The organism is Lentzea atacamensis, assembly GCF_003269295.1.
Lineage (GTDB): Bacteria > Actinomycetota > Actinomycetes > Mycobacteriales > Pseudonocardiaceae > Lentzea > Lentzea atacamensis.
In genome coordinates this window covers 1778633-1798417 of the sequence record NZ_QLTT01000001.1, presented here as the reverse complement: position 1 = coordinate 1798417, position 19785 = coordinate 1778633, and the positions used below count along the sequence as shown (strand labels likewise).

Annotated in this window: 18 protein-coding genes; 16 read left to right on the top strand and 2 right to left on the bottom strand. The window is 69.0% G+C overall.

The window, feature by feature from the left end; all coding sequences use genetic code 11:
- The first annotated feature begins 190 nt into the window (after positions 1-190).
- From C8D87_RS08520 to C8D87_RS08480, 9 genes are all read left to right on the top strand, one after another.
- Complete coding sequence (locus tag C8D87_RS08520; RefSeq protein WP_233441981.1) at positions 191-982, top strand: M23 family metallopeptidase; 792 nt, start codon at positions 191-193, stop codon at positions 980-982.
- A gap of 184 nt (positions 983-1166) precedes the next feature.
- On the top strand, positions 1167-1370 hold the full coding sequence (locus C8D87_RS47490) for an AMP-binding enzyme (protein ID WP_411711354.1): 204 nt from the start codon (positions 1167-1169) through the stop codon (positions 1368-1370).
- Entirely contained in the window at positions 1358-2083 is a 726-nt protein-coding gene (locus C8D87_RS08510) for an SDR family NAD(P)-dependent oxidoreductase (protein ID WP_112226149.1), read from the top strand. Before C8D87_RS47490 ends, C8D87_RS08510 begins: the two co-directional genes overlap by 13 nt.
- Before the next feature lie 153 nt (positions 2084-2236).
- The gene (locus C8D87_RS08505; RefSeq protein ID WP_112226148.1) at positions 2237-3748 is read left to right on the top strand and encodes an HAL/PAL/TAL family ammonia-lyase; all 1512 of its coding nucleotides are present in this window, start codon (positions 2237-2239) and stop codon (positions 3746-3748) included.
- Entirely contained in the window at positions 3745-4500 is a 756-nt protein-coding gene (locus tag C8D87_RS45055; RefSeq protein ID WP_146771658.1) for an L-tyrosine 3-hydroxylase, read from the top strand. The genes C8D87_RS08505 and C8D87_RS45055 overlap by 4 nt, the downstream gene beginning before the upstream one ends.
- Positions 4501-4513: 13 nt before the next feature.
- The gene (locus C8D87_RS08495) at positions 4514-5170 is read left to right on the top strand and encodes an O-methyltransferase (protein WP_233439419.1); all 657 of its coding nucleotides are present in this window, start codon (positions 4514-4516) and stop codon (positions 5168-5170) included.
- A gap of 102 nt (positions 5171-5272) precedes the next feature.
- Entirely contained in the window at positions 5273-6223 is a 951-nt protein-coding gene (locus C8D87_RS08490) for an LLM class F420-dependent oxidoreductase (RefSeq protein WP_112226147.1), read from the top strand.
- Positions 6224-6225: 2 nt separating this feature from the next.
- The gene (locus C8D87_RS08485; RefSeq protein WP_109635426.1) at positions 6226-6795 is read left to right on the top strand and encodes a TetR family transcriptional regulator; all 570 of its coding nucleotides are present in this window, start codon (positions 6226-6228) and stop codon (positions 6793-6795) included.
- 47 nt (positions 6796-6842) lie between these two features.
- A complete protein-coding gene (locus tag C8D87_RS08480) occupies positions 6843-7337 on the top strand; it encodes an MmpS family transport accessory protein (protein WP_112226146.1) in 495 nt (164 codons plus the stop codon).
- Here the strand turns inward: C8D87_RS08480 and C8D87_RS08475 are convergent.
- On the bottom strand, positions 7324-7773 hold the full coding sequence (locus C8D87_RS08475; RefSeq protein WP_112226145.1) for a peroxiredoxin: 450 nt from the start codon (positions 7771-7773) through the stop codon (positions 7324-7326). The genes C8D87_RS08480 and C8D87_RS08475 overlap by 14 nt on opposite strands.
- A 32-nt stretch (positions 7774-7805) precedes the next feature.
- Here C8D87_RS08475 and C8D87_RS08470 point away from each other — a divergent pair, with 32 nt between their 5' ends.
- The 7 genes from C8D87_RS08470 to treY all read left to right on the top strand — a co-directional run bounded on the left by C8D87_RS08470 (position 7806) and on the right by treY (position 17232).
- Positions 7806-8717 carry a LacI family DNA-binding transcriptional regulator gene (locus C8D87_RS08470; protein ID WP_112226144.1) on the top strand — a complete coding sequence of 304 codons (912 nt, stop codon included), beginning with the start codon at positions 7806-7808 and terminating at the stop codon, positions 8715-8717.
- A gap of 13 nt (positions 8718-8730) precedes the next feature.
- On the top strand, positions 8731-9156 hold the full coding sequence (locus C8D87_RS08465) for a RidA family protein (RefSeq protein ID WP_112226143.1): 426 nt from the start codon (positions 8731-8733) through the stop codon (positions 9154-9156).
- Between the two features lie 105 nt (positions 9157-9261).
- Positions 9262-11076 carry a 4-alpha-glucanotransferase gene (locus tag C8D87_RS08460; RefSeq protein ID WP_112226142.1) on the top strand — a complete coding sequence of 605 codons (1815 nt, stop codon included), beginning with the start codon at positions 9262-9264 and terminating at the stop codon, positions 11074-11076.
- Between the two features lie 96 nt (positions 11077-11172).
- Positions 11173-11475: a hypothetical protein gene (locus C8D87_RS08455; protein ID WP_112226347.1), complete on the top strand. Its 303-nt coding sequence runs from the start codon at positions 11173-11175 to the stop codon at positions 11473-11475.
- Positions 11476-11596: 121 nt separating this feature from the next.
- Complete coding sequence (gene tnpB / locus C8D87_RS08450) at positions 11597-13036, top strand: IS607 family element RNA-guided endonuclease TnpB (RefSeq protein ID WP_215732212.1); 1440 nt, start codon at positions 11597-11599, stop codon at positions 13034-13036.
- Between the two features lie 18 nt (positions 13037-13054).
- Positions 13055-15160 carry a glycogen debranching protein GlgX gene (gene glgX, locus C8D87_RS08445; protein WP_112226141.1) on the top strand — a complete coding sequence of 702 codons (2106 nt, stop codon included), beginning with the start codon at positions 13055-13057 and terminating at the stop codon, positions 15158-15160.
- The gene (gene treY / locus C8D87_RS08440) at positions 15160-17232 is read left to right on the top strand and encodes a malto-oligosyltrehalose synthase (protein WP_112226140.1); all 2073 of its coding nucleotides are present in this window, start codon (positions 15160-15162) and stop codon (positions 17230-17232) included. Before glgX ends, treY begins: the two co-directional genes overlap by 1 nt.
- On the opposite strand, the gene C8D87_RS08435 is transcribed toward treY, so the two are convergent.
- Positions 17156-19684 (bottom strand): tetratricopeptide repeat protein, encoded by a 2529-nt coding sequence (locus tag C8D87_RS08435; RefSeq protein WP_146771657.1) that lies wholly within the window; start codon positions 19682-19684, stop codon positions 17156-17158. The two genes, treY and C8D87_RS08435, sit on opposite strands and share 77 nt — an antisense overlap.
- Between the last annotated feature and the right edge of the window lie 101 nt (positions 19685-19785).

The window sequence follows — 19785 nt, the reverse complement described above, 5'->3', positions numbered from 1 at the left end:
GAGGTTACGTTCACCGCTGCATGTCACGGTTCGATAACCGCAAGGACACGGATCTCCCCCGAAACGGTCCAGTCCGACAGGGCCTCCCCAGCCCGCCGCAGAGCACCAACACGCCCTGCACCACGCCCGGCCCCCGAAGCCGAGGCACACCAGCGGTTAGCCGAACTCCCCCGAGTGCATGGAGGCAGTTTTGGCACGGCATCGAGCGAGGACGAAGGGTCCGCTGGTGGACGTCATCGCCAGAGTGGACCTGGACCGCAAGAAGGCCGTAGCGGCGGTTGTCGCCGCGGGCGCCCTGGCCGGCGCAGGTTTCACCCAGGCGATGGCCACGGTCACTCCCGTTGACCGCATCGTGCCGGTAGCCGCGACAAAGGATCTCGCGGCCGCCATGACCGCGCAGCAACCAGAGGCGATCCGCACGGTTCACTCGCTGAACACCAGCTCGGAGACGCTCAAGCTGCTGCAGGCCGAGCAGATCGAGGTGCAGTTCAACGTCCGCGAGGCGCTCAAGTCCGCAGAAGGCGCTTATGCGAAGCGCCAGGAGGCCGTCAAGGCCGAGCAGGCTCGCCTCGCCGCCGAGGCTGAGGCGCGGCGGCCCAAGTGCGTGCGGCCCGCGCAGGGAAGCTTCACGTCCGGCTTCGGTGCAAGGTGGGGTACGAGCCACAACGGTGTCGACATCGCCAACGCCATCGGCACGCCGATCGTGTCGGTCATGGACGGCACGGTGGTCGAGGCCGGGCCGGCGTCCGGGTTCGGGTTGTGGGTCCGGGTGCAGCACGAGGACGGGACGATCACCGTCTACGGGCACATGAACACCATCGACGTGCCGCAGGGTGCGAAGGTCAAGGCCGGGCAGCAGATCGCGACGATCGGCAACCGCGGGCAGTCGACTGGGCCGCACCTGCACTTCGAGGTGTGGGTCGGTGGGTCTCAGAAGGTCAACCCGGTGGGCTGGCTGGCCGCGCGCGGCGTCACGCTCTAGTCGTCTCCCGCCACACCGCCGGGCATGAGGCCCGGCGGTGTGGATTCCGGAGCGGCAAGTGCCCCGCGACGGGCCTTCGTGGACGGATGGTTGCGCGCCGGTGATCTCGTGCGTGTCCACAACGGCCGGTTCCGCGTCGTCGGCCGCATCAAAGAAATGATCAAGTACGAGACGCCCGCGCCCGATCGGGTTAACGGCCAGGCACCCCAAAGCCTTTGTGGTGACGGAAGGCGACGTCACCGCGGACGAGTTGATGGCGTTCGTGGCGGCGGAGGTGGCGCCTTTCAAGAACGTGCGCCAAGTTGAGCTCGTGGCAGAGATACCGAAGTCGGTCTCGGGCAAGATTCCGCACCGGTCGCTGAAGGAAGCGGACGAGTGCGAGTCCTGATCACCGGCGGCGCCAAGGAGCTCGGCAGGGCGTTCAGCGAAGCCATTGGCGCGCAAGGGCACCAGCTCGTCATCACCGGACGCGACGAGATCGCGCTGCGGACTGCGGAAACCGAGCTCAGGGCGAAGGGCGTCGACGTCGAGGCGCACGTCGCCGACCTCGGCGACCCCGGCGCGACCCCGAAGCTCGTCGAGAGCCTCGGCGGGATCGACGTGCTGGTCAACAACGGTGCGCTCGGCGGGCCGGTCGGGCCGACGTGGCAGGTCGACGAGAACGAGTGGTGGCGCACGTTCGAGGTGAACCTCCGTGGCACCGCGTTCGCCGCGAACGCCGCGATCCGCACCATGACGAGCGGGCGGATCATCAACGTCGTCAGCAACGCCGGCGTGCACCGATGGCCTTACGTCACGGCGTATTCCGTGTCGAAGGCGGCCGTGATCAAGCTGACCGAGAACCTCGCGATCGAGCTCAGACGACGGCCGATCGCGGTGCTGAGCTACGACCCCGGCATGGTCGACGCCGGCCTCATGAGTCGCGGCTGCGACCTGGAGACGGACGACCCGCACCTGCGCCGGATCGCGCAGTGGGCAAGGTCTCAGCGCGACGGGGGCAGGTTCACCCCGGTGGAGCAGTCGGCCGCTCTTTTGGCCCGAATCGTGAGCGGAGAGTTCGATCACCGGTCCGGTGGGCTGATCACGCAGGAGGACGGCTGAAAACGCCCTGCACTGTCAACGGACAACAACTACCGCCACGGGTAGGAACCAAGTACCGATATTTGTTCGGGTAGTGCGTTCAGGCCCTTCCTCGCCGACAGGTCAACGGGGATCGTCGCGAGAGGCTCCCCAAAAACGTCCACAGGAGGCCTCGTGCCTGTCGGAACCTCTTCCGCTGCCGTGAACCTGGCGGCGGCACTCGAACCCGCACAGCTGGAACTGGCCCGCGGTCCACTGCACGTCGATCTTCCCGGCGAGGTGAGAGCACGTGTCGCCCGCTGCCGTGAGTTCGTGCGGGAGATGAGCGGCTCCGGACGCGCGATCTACGGTGTCACAACGGGTTTCGGGCCGCTCGTCGAGTTCGCGGGCCGCGCGGACGGCGCCGCGCAGAGCGACAACACGATCATTCACCACATCGTCGGCCATGGCGAGCTGATGCCACCCGCTGTCGCTCGCGCGGCCGTCCTGGCGCGGCTGTTCTCGCTGGCACGAGGACGGTCCGGCGTGTCGGAGCACGTCGTCACCGCGCTGATCGCCGTGCTGGGCACGGAATTCGCCCCCGCCGTGCCACGTCTGGGTTCGGTCGGCGCGAGCGGTGACCTCCAGCCGCTGGCCTACGTCGCGCATGCGTTGCGCGGTAACGGGAACGCGTATTTCCAAGGTCAGCTCATGCCCGCGGCGGACGCGCTCGGCAGAGCCGGGCTGCGGGAACTGGAGCTCGACGGGCGTGACGCGCTCGCGCTGGTGAACGGCATTTCGGTGACCGCCGCAGCGCTCGGACTCGCTGTCGCACAGGCCAAACGATCGCACCGGATCGCGGAGTTGTTGTCCGCCTTGATGACCGACGTCCTCGGCTGCGGTCAGGAGTTCACGTCGGCGGGGCTGCTGGCCGCGTTCGGGCATCCGGACGTCGCGGAGACCGGTGCCGCGCTGCGCACCTGGCTCGCGGGCAGCGCGCCGTCCGGTGAGCGCCCGTTGCAGGAGGCGTACAGCATCCGTTGCACACCACAGCTGATCGGCGCGGCCGGGACGAGCGTGCGGCATGCCGAGGACGTGGTGCGCCGCGACCTCAACGGCGTGAGCGACAACCCGTTGTTCTTCCCGGAGAGCGGGGAGGTGGTGCACGGCGGCAACTTCTTCGGTCAGCCCAGCGCCTTCGCCGCCGACCAGCTCAACGTCGCGCTGGTGCAGCTGGGCAACCTGGCCGAACGTCAGCTCGACCTGCTGGTCGATCCGCACCGCACGGGCGGTCTGCCGCCGATGCTCAGCCCGCTGCCCGGTCAGCACCACGCGTTGCAGGGCGTGCAGCTCTGCACGACCGCGACGGTCGCCGCGATGCGCCGTGCCGCCACGCCCGCCTCGGTGCAGAGCCTGCCGACGAACCTGCACAACCAGGACGTCGTCCCGTTCGGCACCCAGGCCGCGTTCACCGCGCTCGACCAGGTGGGGCTGCTGCGCTACCTGCACGCCGGGCTGGCGATCGGGTTGCGCCAGGCGGTTCACGTCGGGGCACGCCGTCCGCGGGCGCCACGGCTCGCGGAGGTGTTCGACCGGATCGCCGCCGAAGTTCCGCCGATCGCCGAAGATCGGCCACTTGACACCGAGCTCCGCCGTGCCGCCGTTCTTCTCGACACCATTGCGTCCGAAGTGGAGGGTGAGCGATGAGCGCTCCGGCCTGTGCGCCCGCCTGGGGTCGCATTCACGTCGACCTGCCGGTGCTGCGGCTGCCGATGCCGGGCTCGGAACTGATTCCGTGCACCGGCTGCTATCAGCTGCCGATCGTCATCAACGCGCCGGAAGATCCGGTGGACCGTGCCGTCCACCGGTGGTTTCTCGGCCATCACGGCGCATTTCTGGTCTGGAGGTTTCTTTCGGCTTCACTCGATCGGTTGATACGCGAGCCTGATTCGCAACTAGTCCGCCTCGCTGCGCTTGGATATGACGCGTACTCGGTGATGCTTGCCTATTCGGGCAGTTGTTCCCGTGAGGTGTACGAGGACGTCATCCGGCCGATGATGATGGCGTTCGACCCGGCGTTCAGCGGACGGTGGGCGCGTGACTACGAGCCCCTGCCCGGCCTGCTGCGCCGGGCGCGTACCGCACTGGGGCCCGTGGCGGCCGCACCGCTTTCCTCCGCGAGCAAGGCGAACCTGTTGGCACACATGGAGGTCATGCGCAGACTCGTGCCCTGCGGCAACTCGCTGCTGCGCGAGTCGGGACGCACACAGGTGCCCACCACCGACGCCGAGCGCGACCGGTTCGACGAGTTCTTCCTCGTCAGCCGGGAGAACGTGTGCCTGAGCCGCTACCGCGCACACCGCGCCGCCGTCCTGTCAGCCATCGGTCGTGACCTCGAGGAGCACCCGCTGCGGCCCGAGTACAGCGACACACTCAGGACGCTCGTCACCCGACTATGAGAGAAGGCCGCGCGTGAACGACTTCAAGACCGTGGTCATGACCCCGCAGATCTACCAGTACGTGCGCCAACAGGCAGGCCAGCCCAATGCGGTGCAGGAGAAGCTGATCGCGCGGACGCTGGAGCTCGGCGACTCGGCGGAGATGCAGATCCCGCACGAGCAGGCGGTCCTGCTGTCCCTGCTGGTCAAGATCACCGGCGCGCAGACGGTGGTCGAGGTCGGCACGTACACCGGGTACTCCACGCTCGCGCTCGCGCAGGCGCTTCCCCCGCACGGCAAGGTCATCACCTGCGACATCTCCGCCGAGTGGACCGCGATCGCCGAGGAGGCGTGGCAGGCGGCCGGCGTGCGCGACCGGATCGACCTCCGGCTCGGCGCCGCCGCGCAGACGCTGGCCGAGCTACCGGACGAGCCGGTCATCGACCTGGTGTTCATCGACGCGGACAAGGTCGGGTACGTCCACTACTGGGACCTGCTGGTGCCACGGCTCCGTCAGGGTGGCCTGCTGCTCGCGGACAACACCCTCTACTACGGCGAGGCCGCGGCGGAACAGCCGGAGGGCAACGCCGCCGCGATCGACGCGTTCAACAAGTTCGTGCTGAACGACTCGCGCGTCGAGTCGGTGCTCGTGCCGATCGCGGACGGGCTGACGTTCGCCAGGAAGAAGTAGGTCTCGCCGCAGGCTCCGCACCCGTCGCGGCGGAGCCTGCGGTTGTAAGGCATACCGACCGGTCGGTAGGGTGGGGCCAGGTCGCTGACATGGAGGGCGTTCATGGCTCGTTGGGGAATCACGCTGCCGCTGATCGGCGTGCCGGTGCTGGAGCACCGCGCGCTGGTGTCCGAGCTCGCCGGCCTCGGCTACACGGACGTGTGGTCGGCCGAGACGACCGGCACCGACGCGTTCACGCCGCTGGCGCTCGCCGCCCAGTGGTCCTCCGAGCTGCGCTTCGGCCCGGCGATCGCGCCCGTCTACACGCGTGGCCCCGCGACGCTGGCGATGACCGCGGCCACGCTGGCCGAGGTGACCGGTGGCCGGTTCGTGCTGGGCATCGGCTCGTCGTCGCCCGCGATCGTGCAGCGCTGGAACGCGATCCCGTTCGAGGAGCCGTTCAAGCGCACCCGAGACACGCTGCGTTTCCTCAAGGCCGCGCTGGCGGGCGAGAAGGTCACCGCCGAGTACGACACGTTCAAGGTGTCGGGCTTCAAGCTGGAGCGCCCGCCCGCCGAGAAGGTGCCGATCATGCTCGCGGCGCTGCGGCCGAACATGCTGCGCCTCGCCGGTCGCGAGGCCGACGGCGCCATCACCAACTGGCTGGCCGCCTCCGACGTGGCGCAGGTGCGGGGCGAGCTCGGGGACGCGGAGCTCGCGGCCCGGATCTTCGTGTGCCCGACCGAGGACGCCGACGCGGCGCGGGCGCTGGGACGTATGCTGATCAGCACCTACCTGACCGTGCCCGCCTACGCGGCGTTCCACGACTGGCTGGGCCGCGGCGAGGCGCTACGCCCGATGCACGACGCGTGGGCGGCGGGCGACCGCAAGGCCGCGTCGAAGGCCATCCCTGACGAGGTGGTCGACGCGCTGATCGTGCACGGTTCGCTGGACGAGTGCCGCGCGCGCGTCGCCGAGTACCAGACCGCGGGCGTCGACACCCCGATCATCGCGCTGCTGCCGACCGGTGGCGACCAGGTGGAGCAGGTACGCGCCTTGGCGCCCAAGGCCTAGCGATGCCCGGCGCGACCGAGCAGAAGATCATCGACGCGGCCGTGCGCCTGTTCGCGTCGCAGGGCTACGACGCGACCTCGGTGCAGGAGATCGTCACGGCCGCGGAGGTGACCAAAGGCGCGCTGTACCACTACTTCCGCGCGAAGGACGACCTGCTCTTCGAGATCTACCGGCTGCTCATCACGGCGCAGTCCGCGGACATGGACCGGATCATCGAGCTCGGGCTGTCGTCCGCCGACACGGTCAGGGAGATCCTCGTGTCGCTGGTGGTCTCCACGGCCGAACGGGTCGACGAGACCGCCGTGTTCGTGCGCGAGATGCACCGGCTCGACGAGGCGCGGATGACCGAGTTCCGCGCCGAGCGCCGCCGGTACCACGAGACGTTCCTCGGGGTGATCGAGAAGGGGCAGGCGGACGGGGAGTTCAGTTCCGCCGTGCCCGCGGACACCGTGGTGCGGATAGCGTTCGGCGTCGTGAACCAACTGCCCGTCTGGTACCGGCCGGACGGTCCCAAACCGCCCGCCCGGCTGGCAGGGGAGATCGCGGACTTCGTGCTGGCCGGCCTGCGGTAACGACAGCCGTCGTGAGATCGACTTCCCGGTCAGGGGGAGGGGGTCGCATGTCGCAGCTACCGCCCGAATACGGTGTCGCGCCGCCGATGCACGAGATGCCGCGGTCACCGAAGTGGCCGTGGGTGTTGTTGCTGGTCGTCGCGCTGCTGGCGGTGGGCGGGGCGGTCTACGGCCCGCGAGTGGTGGACGCGATGAGCGCCCAGGAGCCGGGGCCACCACCTCCGCCACAGCCTCCGCGCGTGCTGCCACCACCACCGCCCACGGCCAAGCAGGTGGTGGTGTTCGAGGTGAACGGCAGCGGCAAGGCGCTGACCGTCACCGCGACCGTCGGCAGCACCGTGCAGAACGACATGAACGTGACCCTGCCGTGGACGCGCACCGTCGAGGTGCCCGCTGACGAGCCGTCCGCGTCGGTGGTGCTCGTGGTGGTGGCGGGCCCGGACGGCGCCGAGGTGCACGGCAAGTACACGATCGACGGCAGGACTGTCCGCGAGGGCTGGGCCTCCGGGCCCTACGGCGTGCTGACGATCACCGATTCCTGAGTGCCGCCAGCGCCTTGTCCGCGTGCGAGTTCATGCTGAACTCGCTCTTGATCACCTCGACGACCTCGCGGCCGGTGTCGATGACGAACGTGTGCCGCTTGACCGGGATCGGCCCGAACCGCCGCTTCACCCCGAACTGCTCGGCCACCTCGCCGTCGACGTCGGACAGCAGCGGGTAGTCGAAGCCGTGCAGTTCCGCGAACTGCTTCTGCTTCGCCACGTCGTCGGTGGAGATGCCGACCCGCTGCGCCTTCACCTCGGCGAACTCCGCCGCGAGGTCGCGGAAGTGGCAGCTCTGCGCGGTGCAGCCGGCCGTCATCGCGGCGGGGTAGAAGAAGAGCACGACCGGCCCGTTCTCGAGCAGCTCGGACAGCTTGCGCTCGGTGCCGTCCTGGTCGGGCAGGGAGAAGTCGGGGGCGATGTCGCCGGGCTTCATGGATCTCCAATACGCTCGGAACCGTGACCAGCATGTCCGATGTGGCCAAGGCTGCAGGGGTGTCCGCTGCGACCGTATCGCGGGCCCTGCGGGGCGAACCGGGCGTGTCCGAGGCGACGAGGCAGCACGTGAGCGAGGTCGCGCGGCGGATGAAGTACGCCATCGCGCGCGACGCGTCGTCGCTGGCCGGTGGGCGCCGGTACGCGATCGCGGTGCTGACGTCCGAGGTCAGCCCCGTGCTGGCGGGCGCGGAGGGTGCGCTGCGGCAGGCCGGGTACGACGTGCTGCTCTACGTCCTCGGTTCCGCGGACGCTCGGGAGAAGTTCTTCGACGAGCTGCCGCTGGGGCGCCGCGTGGACGGAGTGCTTCTTCTGTCCATGTCCATGACAGAAGCCGAACAGGCGGCGCTGGGCAGCCTGGAAGTCCCGTACATCACCGTCGACGACGCCGACCTGCGGCGCGCGTTGCAGACCGCTGTCGCGCACCTGCAGGCGCTCGGTCATCGCGACGTGGCGCTGGTGCTGTCCGACGGGGTCGACGAGTCGTACGACGAGATCCTGCTGGAGGCCGGGCTCGAAGTCCGTCCGGAGTGGACGGTGTGGTGCTCGCCGACCGTCGACGGCGGCGAGCAGGTGGTCGACGTGCTGCTCGACGGCGAGCGCCTGCCGACCGCCGTGATCAGCTCGAACGGCGCCGCGGCGGTGGGGATCTACCTGCGCATGCAGCGCGACGGGCGCGCGGTGCCGGACGAGGTGTCGATCGTGTCGCTGGACGGGCAGGAGCTCACCCGCGTGGTCGGGCTGACCGCGGTCGAGGGTGCGGCCAAGGAGCAGGGGGAGCACGCGGTCGCCGATCTGTTCACGTTGATCAGGGGCGGCGAGATCGAGCCTGCTGAGCACCCGGTGCGGCTCGTGGTGCGCAACTCGAGCGGGCCGGCCGCCTGAGTACGGTGAACGCATGCCCGTCGAAGAGCGCTTGACCGAACTGCCCGACCTGCCGGACACCCCCGGCTACGCCCACGCCGTGACGGTCACCGGAAAGCTCGCGTTCGTCTCCGGCCAGGTCGCGGTCGACGCGCAGGGCTGCGTGGTCGGGGTCGACGACCTGGGCGCCCAGACCCGGCAGGCGCTGAGCAATCTTCATCACGTGATCAGAAAAATCGGCGCCGACTGGTCGGATGTCATCAAGTTCACCTGGTACGTGCTTGATGCGTCGGAGGTTCAGACCATTCGTGACGTGCGTGACGAGATTCTGCGGCCCGCGCTGGGAGAAGTGCACAACCCGGCGAGCACGCTGGTTCAGGTCGCGGCGTTGTTCGGGCCCGACTTTCTGGTCGAGGTGGAGGCTGTCGTGGCGATTCCGGCAGAAGCATCGGATGTTTAAGCAAATGCATCCGAGAGTGTGCATCCCAACAGGTCTGCACCCTTCGGGTGACCAGGGACCATTTGCTCTGGTAATGCCGACCGAGCTGTGACATAGCTTGTACCTGTGGAGGAGTCGGTGGCGCGACTGGCGGACGCCTGGGGCGTTGCCACTCGGTACGAGAACGCGGACCAGCAAGAGGTCGTCGTCGACACCGCGGTCGTCATCAAGGTCCTCGCCCAGTTCGGCGTCGATGCGTCCACTGAGGACTCCGTGGCGCGTGAGCTCGCCAAGATCGAGCAGCGCCGGGCCGTCGAAACGCTTCCGCCGACGATCGTGATCCGCGAGTACGAGACGTACGACCTGCGCGGCCCGGCGACCGTCGAGCTGGAGGACGGCACGGTCTTCGACGTCGAGCGGCACCTGCCGGACAGCCTGCCGCTGGGCTGGCACCGCGTCGTCACCGCGTCCCAGACGATCACGCTGGCCGTCGCGCCGAGGACGTTGCCGGACGTGCCACACACCTGGGGCTGGATGCTGCAGCTCTACGCGGCGCGGTCGAAGGACTCGTGGGGGATGGGCGACTTCGCCGACCTCGCCACGATCGCGCGCAGGTCCTCACTGGAGCTCGACGCGGGCGTGGTGCTCGTCAACCCCGTGCAGGCACCCGCGCCGACGCACCCGGTCGAACGCTCGCCGTACTCGCCGACCAGCCGCCGCTTCGTCAACCCGCTGTACCTGCGCGTCACCGACACCGCGGAGTTCCTGCAGGCCTGCCCGCGCACCCGGCAACTCATCCGCGACCTCAGGCCCGCCAACCAGGACCTGATCGACTACGACGCGATCTGGGACGCCAAGAAGCAGGCGCTGGAGCTGCTGTTCCCCGGCGGCGAGATCGAGATGGACGCCGGCCTCGAAGCCTTCGCCACGTACTGCGCGCTCGCCGAGATCCACGGCAAGGACTGGCGCGAGTGGCCGGCCGATCGTGCCGGCGCCCCGGCCGAGCGCGTCGCGTTCTACGCCTGGCTCCAGCACCTCTGCACCCGCCAGCTCCAGGACGTCCGGCTCGCCGCGCACGAGGCCGGCATGTCCGTCGGTGTCATCCACGACCTCCCGGTGGGGGTCGATCCCGGCGGCGCGGACACGTTCGCGGACCCCGAGGCGTTCGCCATCGACGTCGCGGTCGGCGCCCCGCCCGACGCGTTCAGCGCGGACGGCCAGAACTGGGGCCTGCCGCCGTGGCGCCCGGACAAGCTCGCCGAGACCGGCTACCGCCCGTTCCGCCAGGTGCTGCGCAGCGTGCTGAAGCACGCCGACGGCATCCGCATCGACCACGTCGCCGGCCTGTGGCGGCTGTGGTGGATCCCGCCGGGCGAGCCGCCGTCACGCGGCACCTACGTCCACTACGACGCCGACGCGATGCTCGGCGTGCTGGCGCTGGAGGCCTACCGCGCGGGTGCGGTTGTCGTGGGCGAGGACCTCGGCACCGTCGAGCCGGTCGTCACGAAGACGTTGGCGGAGAACGGCATGCTGACCAGCGCCGTTCTGTACTTCCAGCGCGACTACTACGCGGAGGGGCATCCGCTGGTCCCGCCGTCGCAGTGGAACCCGAAGGCGATGGCCAGCATCTCCACGCACGACCTCCCGACCGCCGCGACGTTCTTCGCGGGCCCCGACGGCCCCGACTTCGACGCGCTGATGCGCCAGGAGGGCATCGACGCCTCCGACCGGGTCGCCGGCGCCCACGAGTTGCTCGCGCAGGCACCCTGCGCGTTGGTCCTGACTTCACCTCAGGACGCTCTGCGGGAAACCCGGCAGCCCAACGTGCCGGGCACGATCGACGAGCACCCGAACTGGAGAATCCCCCTGCCGGTCGCCCTGGAGGATTTCTTTCCGCGCGTCCGGGACATCACCCGTCCGCTGCGCAGCCGTGGAAGATGAAACTTTTGCGTAACGGCAGGTCATGGACCTGCGGAGTACTCTGAGGCCGTCACCCGACGGCGGACCACGACCCCTGTTTTGGAGGTGGCGTACCAGATGAGCTCAGCCGTGAGCACGCGGACACCAACCGGCGTGCTTGAACTGGCCGTCGAGCAGGTTCTCGCCGCGGTGAGACCACAAGCGCTCGGCGACCCGGTGGTCGGGGCACGGCGCGCGGAGGAGTCACTGCGTGACGCGCTGCGGGACGCGGGTCCCGTGGACGGCAACATCGCCCTGCAGAACGCGCTGGCTTGCGCGGAGGCTGCCTGTGAGCACCTGAAGTACTGCGAGATCCAGGAAGCCCGCACGTTGCTCACGGCCGCACGTGGGCAGCTCGTGCTGGCACACGAAAGGGTGTGACTGCACGCGGTAGCAGCTGATTGGTGACGATCACACGTTCGACTTAAGCCGCTCCCACTCTCGTGAGAACCTTCCTGTAGCGGGCCGGGAATTGTCGGTGCCTGCTCGTAGGGTTCGGAGTGTGATCGTCCACCAGGCCTACCGGTTCGCATTGGACCCGACTCCGGCACAGGCGCGGGCCCTGTCCGCGCACTGCGGTGCTGCGCGGTTCGCATTCAACTGGGGCCTGGCGCTGGTCAAGGCGGTCATGGACCAGCGCCAGGCCGAGAAGAGCTGTGGCATCGCACCCGAGGCTCTCACTCCAGCGCTGCAGTGGTCGCACTGTTCGTTGCTGTGGATCTGGAACCGAGCGAAGCACGAGGTTGCACCCTGGTGGACGGAGTGCTCGAAGGAGGCGTACAGCGGAGGCCTTTACAGGCTTGCACTGGCGTTGAAGAACTGGACTGACTCTCGTACTGGCAAGCGAACAGGTCCGACCGTCCAGTTTCCGAGGTTCAAGTCGAGGCGCCGTGCGCGCCGGTCGTGCCGGTTCACCACCGGAGGTATCCGTGTCGAGCCTGACCGTCACCACGTGACACTCCCCAAGCTGGGCCGGATCCGGACGTACGAGTCGACCCGCAAGCTCGCCCGGCGGATCGAGGCTGGCACAGCCCGTGTCATGTCGGCGACGGTCTGCGTCGAGGGTGGTCGCTGGTTCTGTGCATTCACCTGCGAGGTTCAGCGCAATGACCCGCCACCTGCCCAGCCGGATGCGGTGGTCGGTGTGGATCTGGGCGTCGCGCACCTTGCAGTGCTGTCCCGGCCGCTCCACGGTGTGACTGACGCAGCCGGGTTCGTGCTCAACCCGAAGCACTTCGTTCGTGAGTCGACAGCGCTGCGTCGCATCTCGCGCAAGGTGTCGCGAAGATGCGGGCCGGACAGGCGCACTGGTGCGAGGCCGTCGAAGCGGTGGGAACGAGCGAACCAGCGCCGCAACCGCCTCCATTGCCGCGTTGCGAATGTGCGGCGTGATGGACTGCACAAGTTGACGACGGCGTTGGCGACCGAGTTCGGCACGATCGTGGTCGAGGATCTGAACGTGGCCGGGATGTTGCGCAACCGCCGGTTGGCGCGGTCGATCGCTGATGCCGGGTTCACGGAGGTCCGAAGACAGCTGGCGTACAAGACGCGGTGGCGGGGTAGTCGTCTGGTCGTGGCCGACCGCTGGTTTCCGTCGTCGAAGACGTGCTCGGATTGTGGCGTGGTGAAAACCAAGCTGCCGTTGCACATCCGGGTGTTCCGCTGTGAGTCGTGCGGGTTGAACATCGATCGCGATCTCAACGCCGCCCGCAACCTCGCCGCACTCGCGGCGAGCACCACGACAGGTACCGGGGTAGCCGGAGACCCGGAACCATCCGGCTCGAACGGACGTGGAGCTGACTGTAAGACCTGCGCCCCGCGGGCTAGTAGTCGTGAAGCGTTCACCTCGCACCGGGCGACCGTGTCAGACGAGGACCGCCGATTGGGATCGGCGCGAGACAGTAGGCGGACAGGGTCCCCGTCCCGTCCGTCAGGTAGCTGACAGTCTGTGAGGAGCATCGTGCGACCCTGGCCTGGAAGGCCCTACCCGCTAGGCGCTGGATACGACGGCGTGGGCACCAATTTCGCCCTGTTCTCCGAGGTCGCGGAGTACGTCGAACTCTGCCTGTTCGACGACGACGGCACCGAGACACGCGTGAGGCTGCCGGAGGTGGACGGCTTCGTCCACCACGGCTACCTGCTCGGCGTCGGGCCTGGGCAGCGGTACGGGTACCGCGTGCACGGCCCGCACGACCCCGCGCGAGGGCTCCGGTGCAACCCCAACAAGCTGCTGATCGACCCGTACGCCAAGGCCATCTCCAACGGCCTGGCGTGGGACGAGGCGCTGTACGGGTACAAGTTCGGGGCGCCGGACGAGCGCAACGACACCGACTCGGCGCCGCACGTCCCGAAGAGCGTGGTCGTGAACCCGTTCTTCGACTGGACGAACGACCGGCTGCCCAAGACGCCGTACAACGAGAGCGTCATCTACGAGGCGCACGTTCGCGGCCTCACCATCGACCACCCCGAGATCCCGCCCCGGCTGCGGGGCACGTACGCCGGGCTCGCGCACCCGGTGATGATCGACCACCTCGCGAAGCTCGGCGTGACGGCGGTCGAGCTGATGCCGGTGCACCAGTTCATCAGCGATCACACGCTGGCCGAGCGGCGGCTCAGCAACTACTGGGGCTACAACACGATCGGCTTCTTCGCGCCGCACGACGGTTACTCGGCGTTGCCGCTGAACCAGGTGCAGGAGTTCAAGGGCATGGTGCGGGCCCTGCACCAGGCAGGGATCGAGGTCATCCTCGACGTCGTCTACAACCACACCGCCGAGGGCAACCACCTCGGGCCCACGTTGTCGATGCGCGGTATCGACAACGAGGCGTACTACCGGCTGGTCGAGGACGATCCGCAGTTCTACATGGACTACACGGGCACCGGTAACTCGCTCAACGTGCGCACGCCGCACACGTTGCAGCTCATCATGGACTCGCTGCGGTACTGGGTCACCGAGATGCACGTCGACGGGTTCCGGTTCGACCTCGCGGCGACGCTGGCCCGCGAGTTCTACGACGTCGACCGGCTGGCCACCTTCTTCGAAGTCGTGCAGCAGGACCCGGTGGTGTCGCAGGTCAAGCTGATCGCGGAGCCGTGGGACGTCGGGCCCGGCGGCTACCAGGTCGGCAACTTCCCTCCACTGTGGACGGAGTGGAACGGCAAGTTCCGGGACACCGTGCGCGACTTCTGGCGGGGCGAGCCCGCGACGCTGGGCGAGTTCGCCTCGCGGATCACCGGCAGCAGCGACCTCTACCAGGACGACGGGCGCAGGCCGTACGCGTCGATCAACTTCGTGACGGCGCACGACGGGTTCACGCTCAACGACCTGGTGTCGTACAACGAGAAGCACAACGAGGCCAACGGCGAGGACAACCAGGACGGCGAGAGCCACAACCGGTCGTGGAACTGCGGTGTCGAGGGGCCGACGGACGACGAGGAAGTCCTGGAGCTGAGGGCACGGCAGCGGCGCAACCTGATGGCGACCATGTTGTTGTCGCAGGGTGTGCCGATGATCCTGCACGGCGACGAGTTCGGGCGCACGCAGAACGGGAACAACAACGCGTACTGCCAGGACAACGAGGTGTCGTGGGTCGACTGGTCGCTGCTGGAGACCAACGCCGAGCTGGTCGAGTTCACCTCGGCGCTGGCGGCGTTCCGCAAGGCGCACCCGGTCTTCCGGCGCAAGCGGTTCTTCGCGGGCCGGCCGATCCGCAAGGGCGAGGAGCTGCGCGACATCGCGTGGTTCACCCCGTCCGGCGAGGAGATGACCGAGCAGAACTGGGAGGACGACTTCGGCCGGTGCATCGTCATCTTCCTCAACGGTGAGGGCATTCCCGACCTCGACGCGCGCGGCATGCGGGTGGTCGACGACTCGTTCCTGATGGCCTTCAACGCGCACCACGAGGACATCGAGGTGACGTTGCCCGATGCCGAGTACGGTCCTGAGTGGAGGGTGGTGGTCGACACGACCACCGGCCACATCGGCAACGGGGAGAAGCCCGTCGTCGCGGGCGGGCAGCTGACCCTCACCGCGCGGTCGCTCGTCGTGCTGCAGAGGGTGGGCTGATGGGCGCGCCCTCCTCCACGTACCGCGTCCAGTTCACCCCGTCCTTCACCTTCGCCGACGCCACCGGCATCGCGGACTACCTGGCGCGACTCGGTGTCGGCGCGCTGTACGCGTCGCCGATGCTCGACGCGCGCGAGGGTTCCACGCACGGTTACGACGTCGTGGACCCGACCCGTGCGCGGCCGGAGCTGGGTGGCGAGGACGGGCGAAAGGCGATGCAGGAACGGCTGTCGGAGCTCGGCCTCGGGCTCGTCGTCGACATCGTGCCGAACCACATGGTCGTGCCGAACCCGTGGTGGGACGACGTGCTCGCGCACGGTCAGGCGTCGAAGTACGCGCGGTACTTCGACATCGACTGGTCGTCCGGCAAGGTCCTGCTGCCGGTGCTCGCGGAAGCCTCGGACGACGAGGTCCACGAGCACCACCTGAAGGTCGACTGGCGGCGCGGCAACACCGAGCTCAACTACCGGCGGTTCTTCGACATCACCGAGCTCGCGGCGGTGCGGGTCGAGGATCCCGAGGTGTTCGAGGCGACCCACCGCGAGGTGCTGTCGTGGGGGGTCACGGGGTTGCGCGTCGACCACCCGGACGGGCTCGCCGATCCCGGCGGGTACTTCCGGCGGCTGCGCGAGCACTTCGACGGCTGGCTGGTCGTGGAGAAGATCCTCGGGCCGGACGAGCCGCTGCCGCAGAGCTGGCCGGTCGACGGCACCACGGGCTACGACGCGTTGCGCGAGGTCTGCGGTGTGTTCATCGCGCCCACGGACGCGTTCGCGGGTGACTTCCACGAGGTCGAGCACGCGTCCCGGCAGCAGGTCGCGGACTCGATCCTGGTCGCGGAGGTGCGCCGGATCGCGCGGCTCGTGCAGGGTGTGCCGTTCGAGGACGCGTGCGCGGCGGTCGCCGAGGTGATGGTCAACTTCCCGGTGTACCGGTCGTACCTGCCGGAAGGCTCGCGGTACTGGGAAACCGCGGTACGGCTGAGCAAATCACCGGCGGTGCGCGCGCTCGACGAGCAGGTCCGCGCCGATCCGCACGGCGAGCTGGCGACCAGGATCCAGCAGACGTCCGGCATGGTCGTCGCGAAGGGCACCGAGGACACGGCGTTCTACCGGTACACGAACTTCGTGGCGCTCAACGAGGTCGGCGGCGCACCGGACCGGTTCGGTCTGCCGGTGGAGGAGTTCCACCAGCGCGCGGCAGCCCGTGAGGCGCAGACCCCGGACGCCATGACCGCGCTGTCGACGCACGACACCAAGCGGTCGGAGGACGTGCGGGCGCGGCTCGCGGTGCTGGCCGAGATGCCGGAGGAGTACCTGGCGTTCGAGTCGGCGATGTCCGCGAAGCACGGTCTCTCCGAACCGACGCTGAACCGCCTGGCGTGGCAGTCGCTCGTCGGCGCCTTCCCGATCACCGCGGAACGCCTGGGCCAGTACCTGGAGAAGGCGTCCCGCGAAGCCAAGATCAAAACGTCGTGGGTCGACCGGAACGCCGAGTTCGACGCCGAGGTGGCCGCGTGGCCCTCGAAGGTGCTGAACGAGCCGGAGGTCGCCGCGTTCGCCGAGCGGATCAAGGCGCCGGGCTGGTCGAACTCGCTGGGGCAGAAGCTGGTCCAGCTCATCGCGCCGGGTGTGCCCGACGTCTACCAGGGCACCGAGCTGTGGGATTTCTCGCTGGTCGACCCGGACAACCGCCGGCCTGTCGACTACGCGGTGCGCCGGGAGCTGCTGGACCGCATCGACGACGGCTGGCTGCCGGAGGTCGACGACTCGGGCGCGGCGAAGCTCCTCGTCGTGCGAAAGGCCCTGCAGGTCCGCGCCCGCGGTCTGCACGGCTATCGGCCGTTGCGCGCCGAGGGCCCGGCCGCGGAGCACGTGCTGGCGTTCGAACGATCCGGCGTGATCGCGGTGGCGACCCGGTTGCCGGTGACCCTGGCTCGCACGGGGTGGCAGGACACGGTGTTGCCACTCCCGGATGGACGGTGGACGGACGTGCTCACCGGGCGGCCGGCGCCGGAGAGCCTGGCGTCGCTGCTCGACCGGTATCCAGTGGCCTTGCTGACTCGCGGCTAGCCGAGGGCACGGGCAGGTTCAGGTCGGCGAAGAGCGCCACCGCCTCGGCGCGGTGGCGCAGCGCCTCTTCGTGGCGGCCCGCACGGGACAAGGCGGCGGCGAGACCGTCGAGGGCGCGGGCCCGCTCGAACCGGATTCCGGTCTGCGAGGCCAGCTCGAGCGCCCGCTCGTGGAACGGGCGCGCGGAGGCGGGGCGGCCGAGCGCGGTCAGGGTTTCGCCGTACCGGTTGAGGGCCTCGGTCTCGACGCTGAGCTCGCCGACCTCCCTGGCGAGCGCGAGAGCCTCGTCGTGGTGGTCGAGCGCGAGCTTCGTGAAGCCCAGCCTCATCAGGACCTGGGCCAGGTAGGCCAGCGCGTACGAGCGGTTGGACCTGTCATCCAGCTCGTCGAAGATCGCGAGCGCCTGTTCGTAGTGGTCGCGGGCGGGTCTCCACTGCTGCAGGCACTGGTGGGTCTCGGCGATGTTGGCGAGCACCGCGCCTTCGCCTTCCCGGTCGCCGACCTCGCGGCGGATCACCAGTGCCTGCCGGTAGTGGAGGAACGCCTCCTGGTAGCGGCCCATGCGGTGGTAGATGATGCCGACGTTGCCGACCGTCGCGCCCTCGCCGACCCGGTCGCCCAGCTCGCGGCGCAGCACCAGCGCTCGCAGGTAGAGCTGCAGCGCCAGGGTGTAGTGGCCGAGCCGCTGGTGGACGTTGCCCATGTTGTTGAACGCGGCGGCCTCTCCTGCCCGGTTTCCGGTGGCGCGGTGGATCTCCAGCGCCCGCGCGAAGTGGTCGAGCGAGCTGTCGTGATCGCCCAGCCGCCAGTGGACCCGGCCGAGGTTGTGCAGTGCGGCGCCCTGGTCGGTGAGGTCACCGGTGTTCAGCACGTGCTGGTAGAGGGTGATGGCGTCGTGATGCCGTCCGGTCATGTCGAGATGCTTCGCCAAGATCGTCATCAGCCGTGCCGTGTGGCGGTGCCAGCCGTGGCGGGCCGTGTGGTCGGCGATCGCCATGAGATTCGTGTGCTCCGTCTCCAGCCACGCCCTGGCGTCGGCGACGGAAGCGACGGGGGCGCACTCGTGCCGTTCGGCCGGGTTGAGGGTGTTGCGCGCGGCCGCCGTGGTTTGCAGGTAGTGGTCGAAGAGCCGGGTCAGTGCTTCTCGTTGCGCGGACTTGGGTTCCTCGTCGACCACGCGGGCGTCCGCGAAGACGCGCACCAGGTCGTGCAGCTCGTACCGTGATGGCGCCTTGAGCTGCAGGAGGTGGTCCGCCAGCAGGTCGTCGAGGTGGCGTTGCGCGAGGTCCGGGTCGACGCCGGCCAGCGCGGCGGCGGCGTCGGCGCCGAAGTCGGGACCGGGATGCAGTGCGGTGAGCCGGAACGTGCGCTGGTGCCCGGCGGGCAGGGCGCGGTAGGAGAGGTCGAGTGCCAGTTCCACGCCGCTGTCGAGGTGCCGGTGGTCGTGCCGCTCGGTCAGCCGGAGCAGGTGGTCCGCCAGTGTCCAATGCGGACGGTCCGCGATGATGCCCGCGACCAGCCCGACCGCCAGCGGCAACCGGCCGACCAGCTCGCCGATCCTGGTCGCCGTGTCCAGGTCGGCGGCGATGAGGTCCGCGCCCGCACTGCGGCGCAACAGGTCCAGCACCTCGTTCTGGCCGAACACGGTCAACGGCAGCCGTCGCGCACCGGGCAGCTCCGGCAGCGTGCGGCGGCTGGTGACCAGCACCAGCGCGTCGGGGCTCTCCGGCAGCAGCGGCCGCACCTGGTCCTCGCTCATCGCGTTGTCCAGCAGCACCAACGCTTTTCGTCCGACCAGCAGCTTGCGGAACGCCGCACCGCGGGCAGCGAGGCTCATGGCGTGGATGCGGTCGCCGGACAGGCCGAGATGCCGCAGGAACCCGTCCAGCACGGCGGCGGGATCGGCGGGTGGCCGCTCGAGGTCGTACCCGCGCAGGTTCACCGAGAGCTGCAGGTCCGAATAGTTTCCTTGGCGCAGCAACAAGTGTGCGGCACGAGTGGCGAGCACCGTCTTGCCCACACCCGCCATGCCCTCGATCACGACAACGCCCGGACCTGCCAGGATCATGTCCAGCTCGTCCGCACGGCCGGTGAACTCGGCGATGTCGTCCGGCAGCGAGCTGTTGACGCGGACGATCTCGGCCTCGGTCGCCACACCGGTGATCACCTGGTGTGCGAGCCGCCATTCGGCGGCCGTGGCGTCGTCCTCACCGAGCAGCACACGGGCGATGTGCACCACCAGTTCGGCGTCCATGCGAGTCCGCCCGGCCTGGAAACACCGGAAAACCGTGTTGTAGGAAGGAAGTTCGGCGATCCCCCTGGCCCGTCGGAAACTCACCACCCGACGATGAACCTCGTGGTAGCTCACACCCGCCCACGACCGCAACGCGCGCAGCCGGCCGGCGAGATCTTCGAACGACTGCGCCCCCTGCGGTCCGGGAGGATCTCCCACCGGTCCGCTTCTTCCCCCTCTGGCCACGCACTTTCTCCCGTTCCCCCCAGGAGGGCTTCAACGTACTGAGGCCGTAGCGCACTGTCACTCGGCTGAACCGC

What these genes read in the sequence shown, in the direction of transcription:
- treY (WP_112226140.1), top strand. Translation starts at nt 15,160, where the DNA reads ATGGGCGCGCCCTCCTCCACGTACCGCGTCCAGTTCACCCCGTCCTTC.
- C8D87_RS08465 (WP_112226143.1), top strand. Translation starts at nt 8,731, where the DNA reads ATGCCCGTCGAAGAGCGCTTGACCGAACTGCCCGACCTGCCGGACACC.
- C8D87_RS08490 (WP_112226147.1), top strand. Translation starts at nt 5,273, where the DNA reads ATGGCTCGTTGGGGAATCACGCTGCCGCTGATCGGCGTGCCGGTGCTG.
- C8D87_RS08480 (WP_112226146.1), top strand. Translation starts at nt 6,843, where the DNA reads ATGTCGCAGCTACCGCCCGAATACGGTGTCGCGCCGCCGATGCACGAG.
- C8D87_RS08475 (WP_112226145.1), bottom strand. Translation starts at nt 7,773, where the DNA reads ATGAAGCCCGGCGACATCGCCCCCGACTTCTCCCTGCCCGACCAGGAC.
- C8D87_RS08485 (WP_109635426.1), top strand. Translation starts at nt 6,226, where the DNA reads ATGCCCGGCGCGACCGAGCAGAAGATCATCGACGCGGCCGTGCGCCTG.
- C8D87_RS45055 (WP_146771658.1), top strand. Translation starts at nt 3,745, where the DNA reads ATGAGCGCTCCGGCCTGTGCGCCCGCCTGGGGTCGCATTCACGTCGAC.
- C8D87_RS08455 (WP_112226347.1), top strand. Translation starts at nt 11,173, where the DNA reads ATGAGCTCAGCCGTGAGCACGCGGACACCAACCGGCGTGCTTGAACTG.
- C8D87_RS08470 (WP_112226144.1), top strand. Translation starts at nt 7,806, where the DNA reads ATGTCCGATGTGGCCAAGGCTGCAGGGGTGTCCGCTGCGACCGTATCG.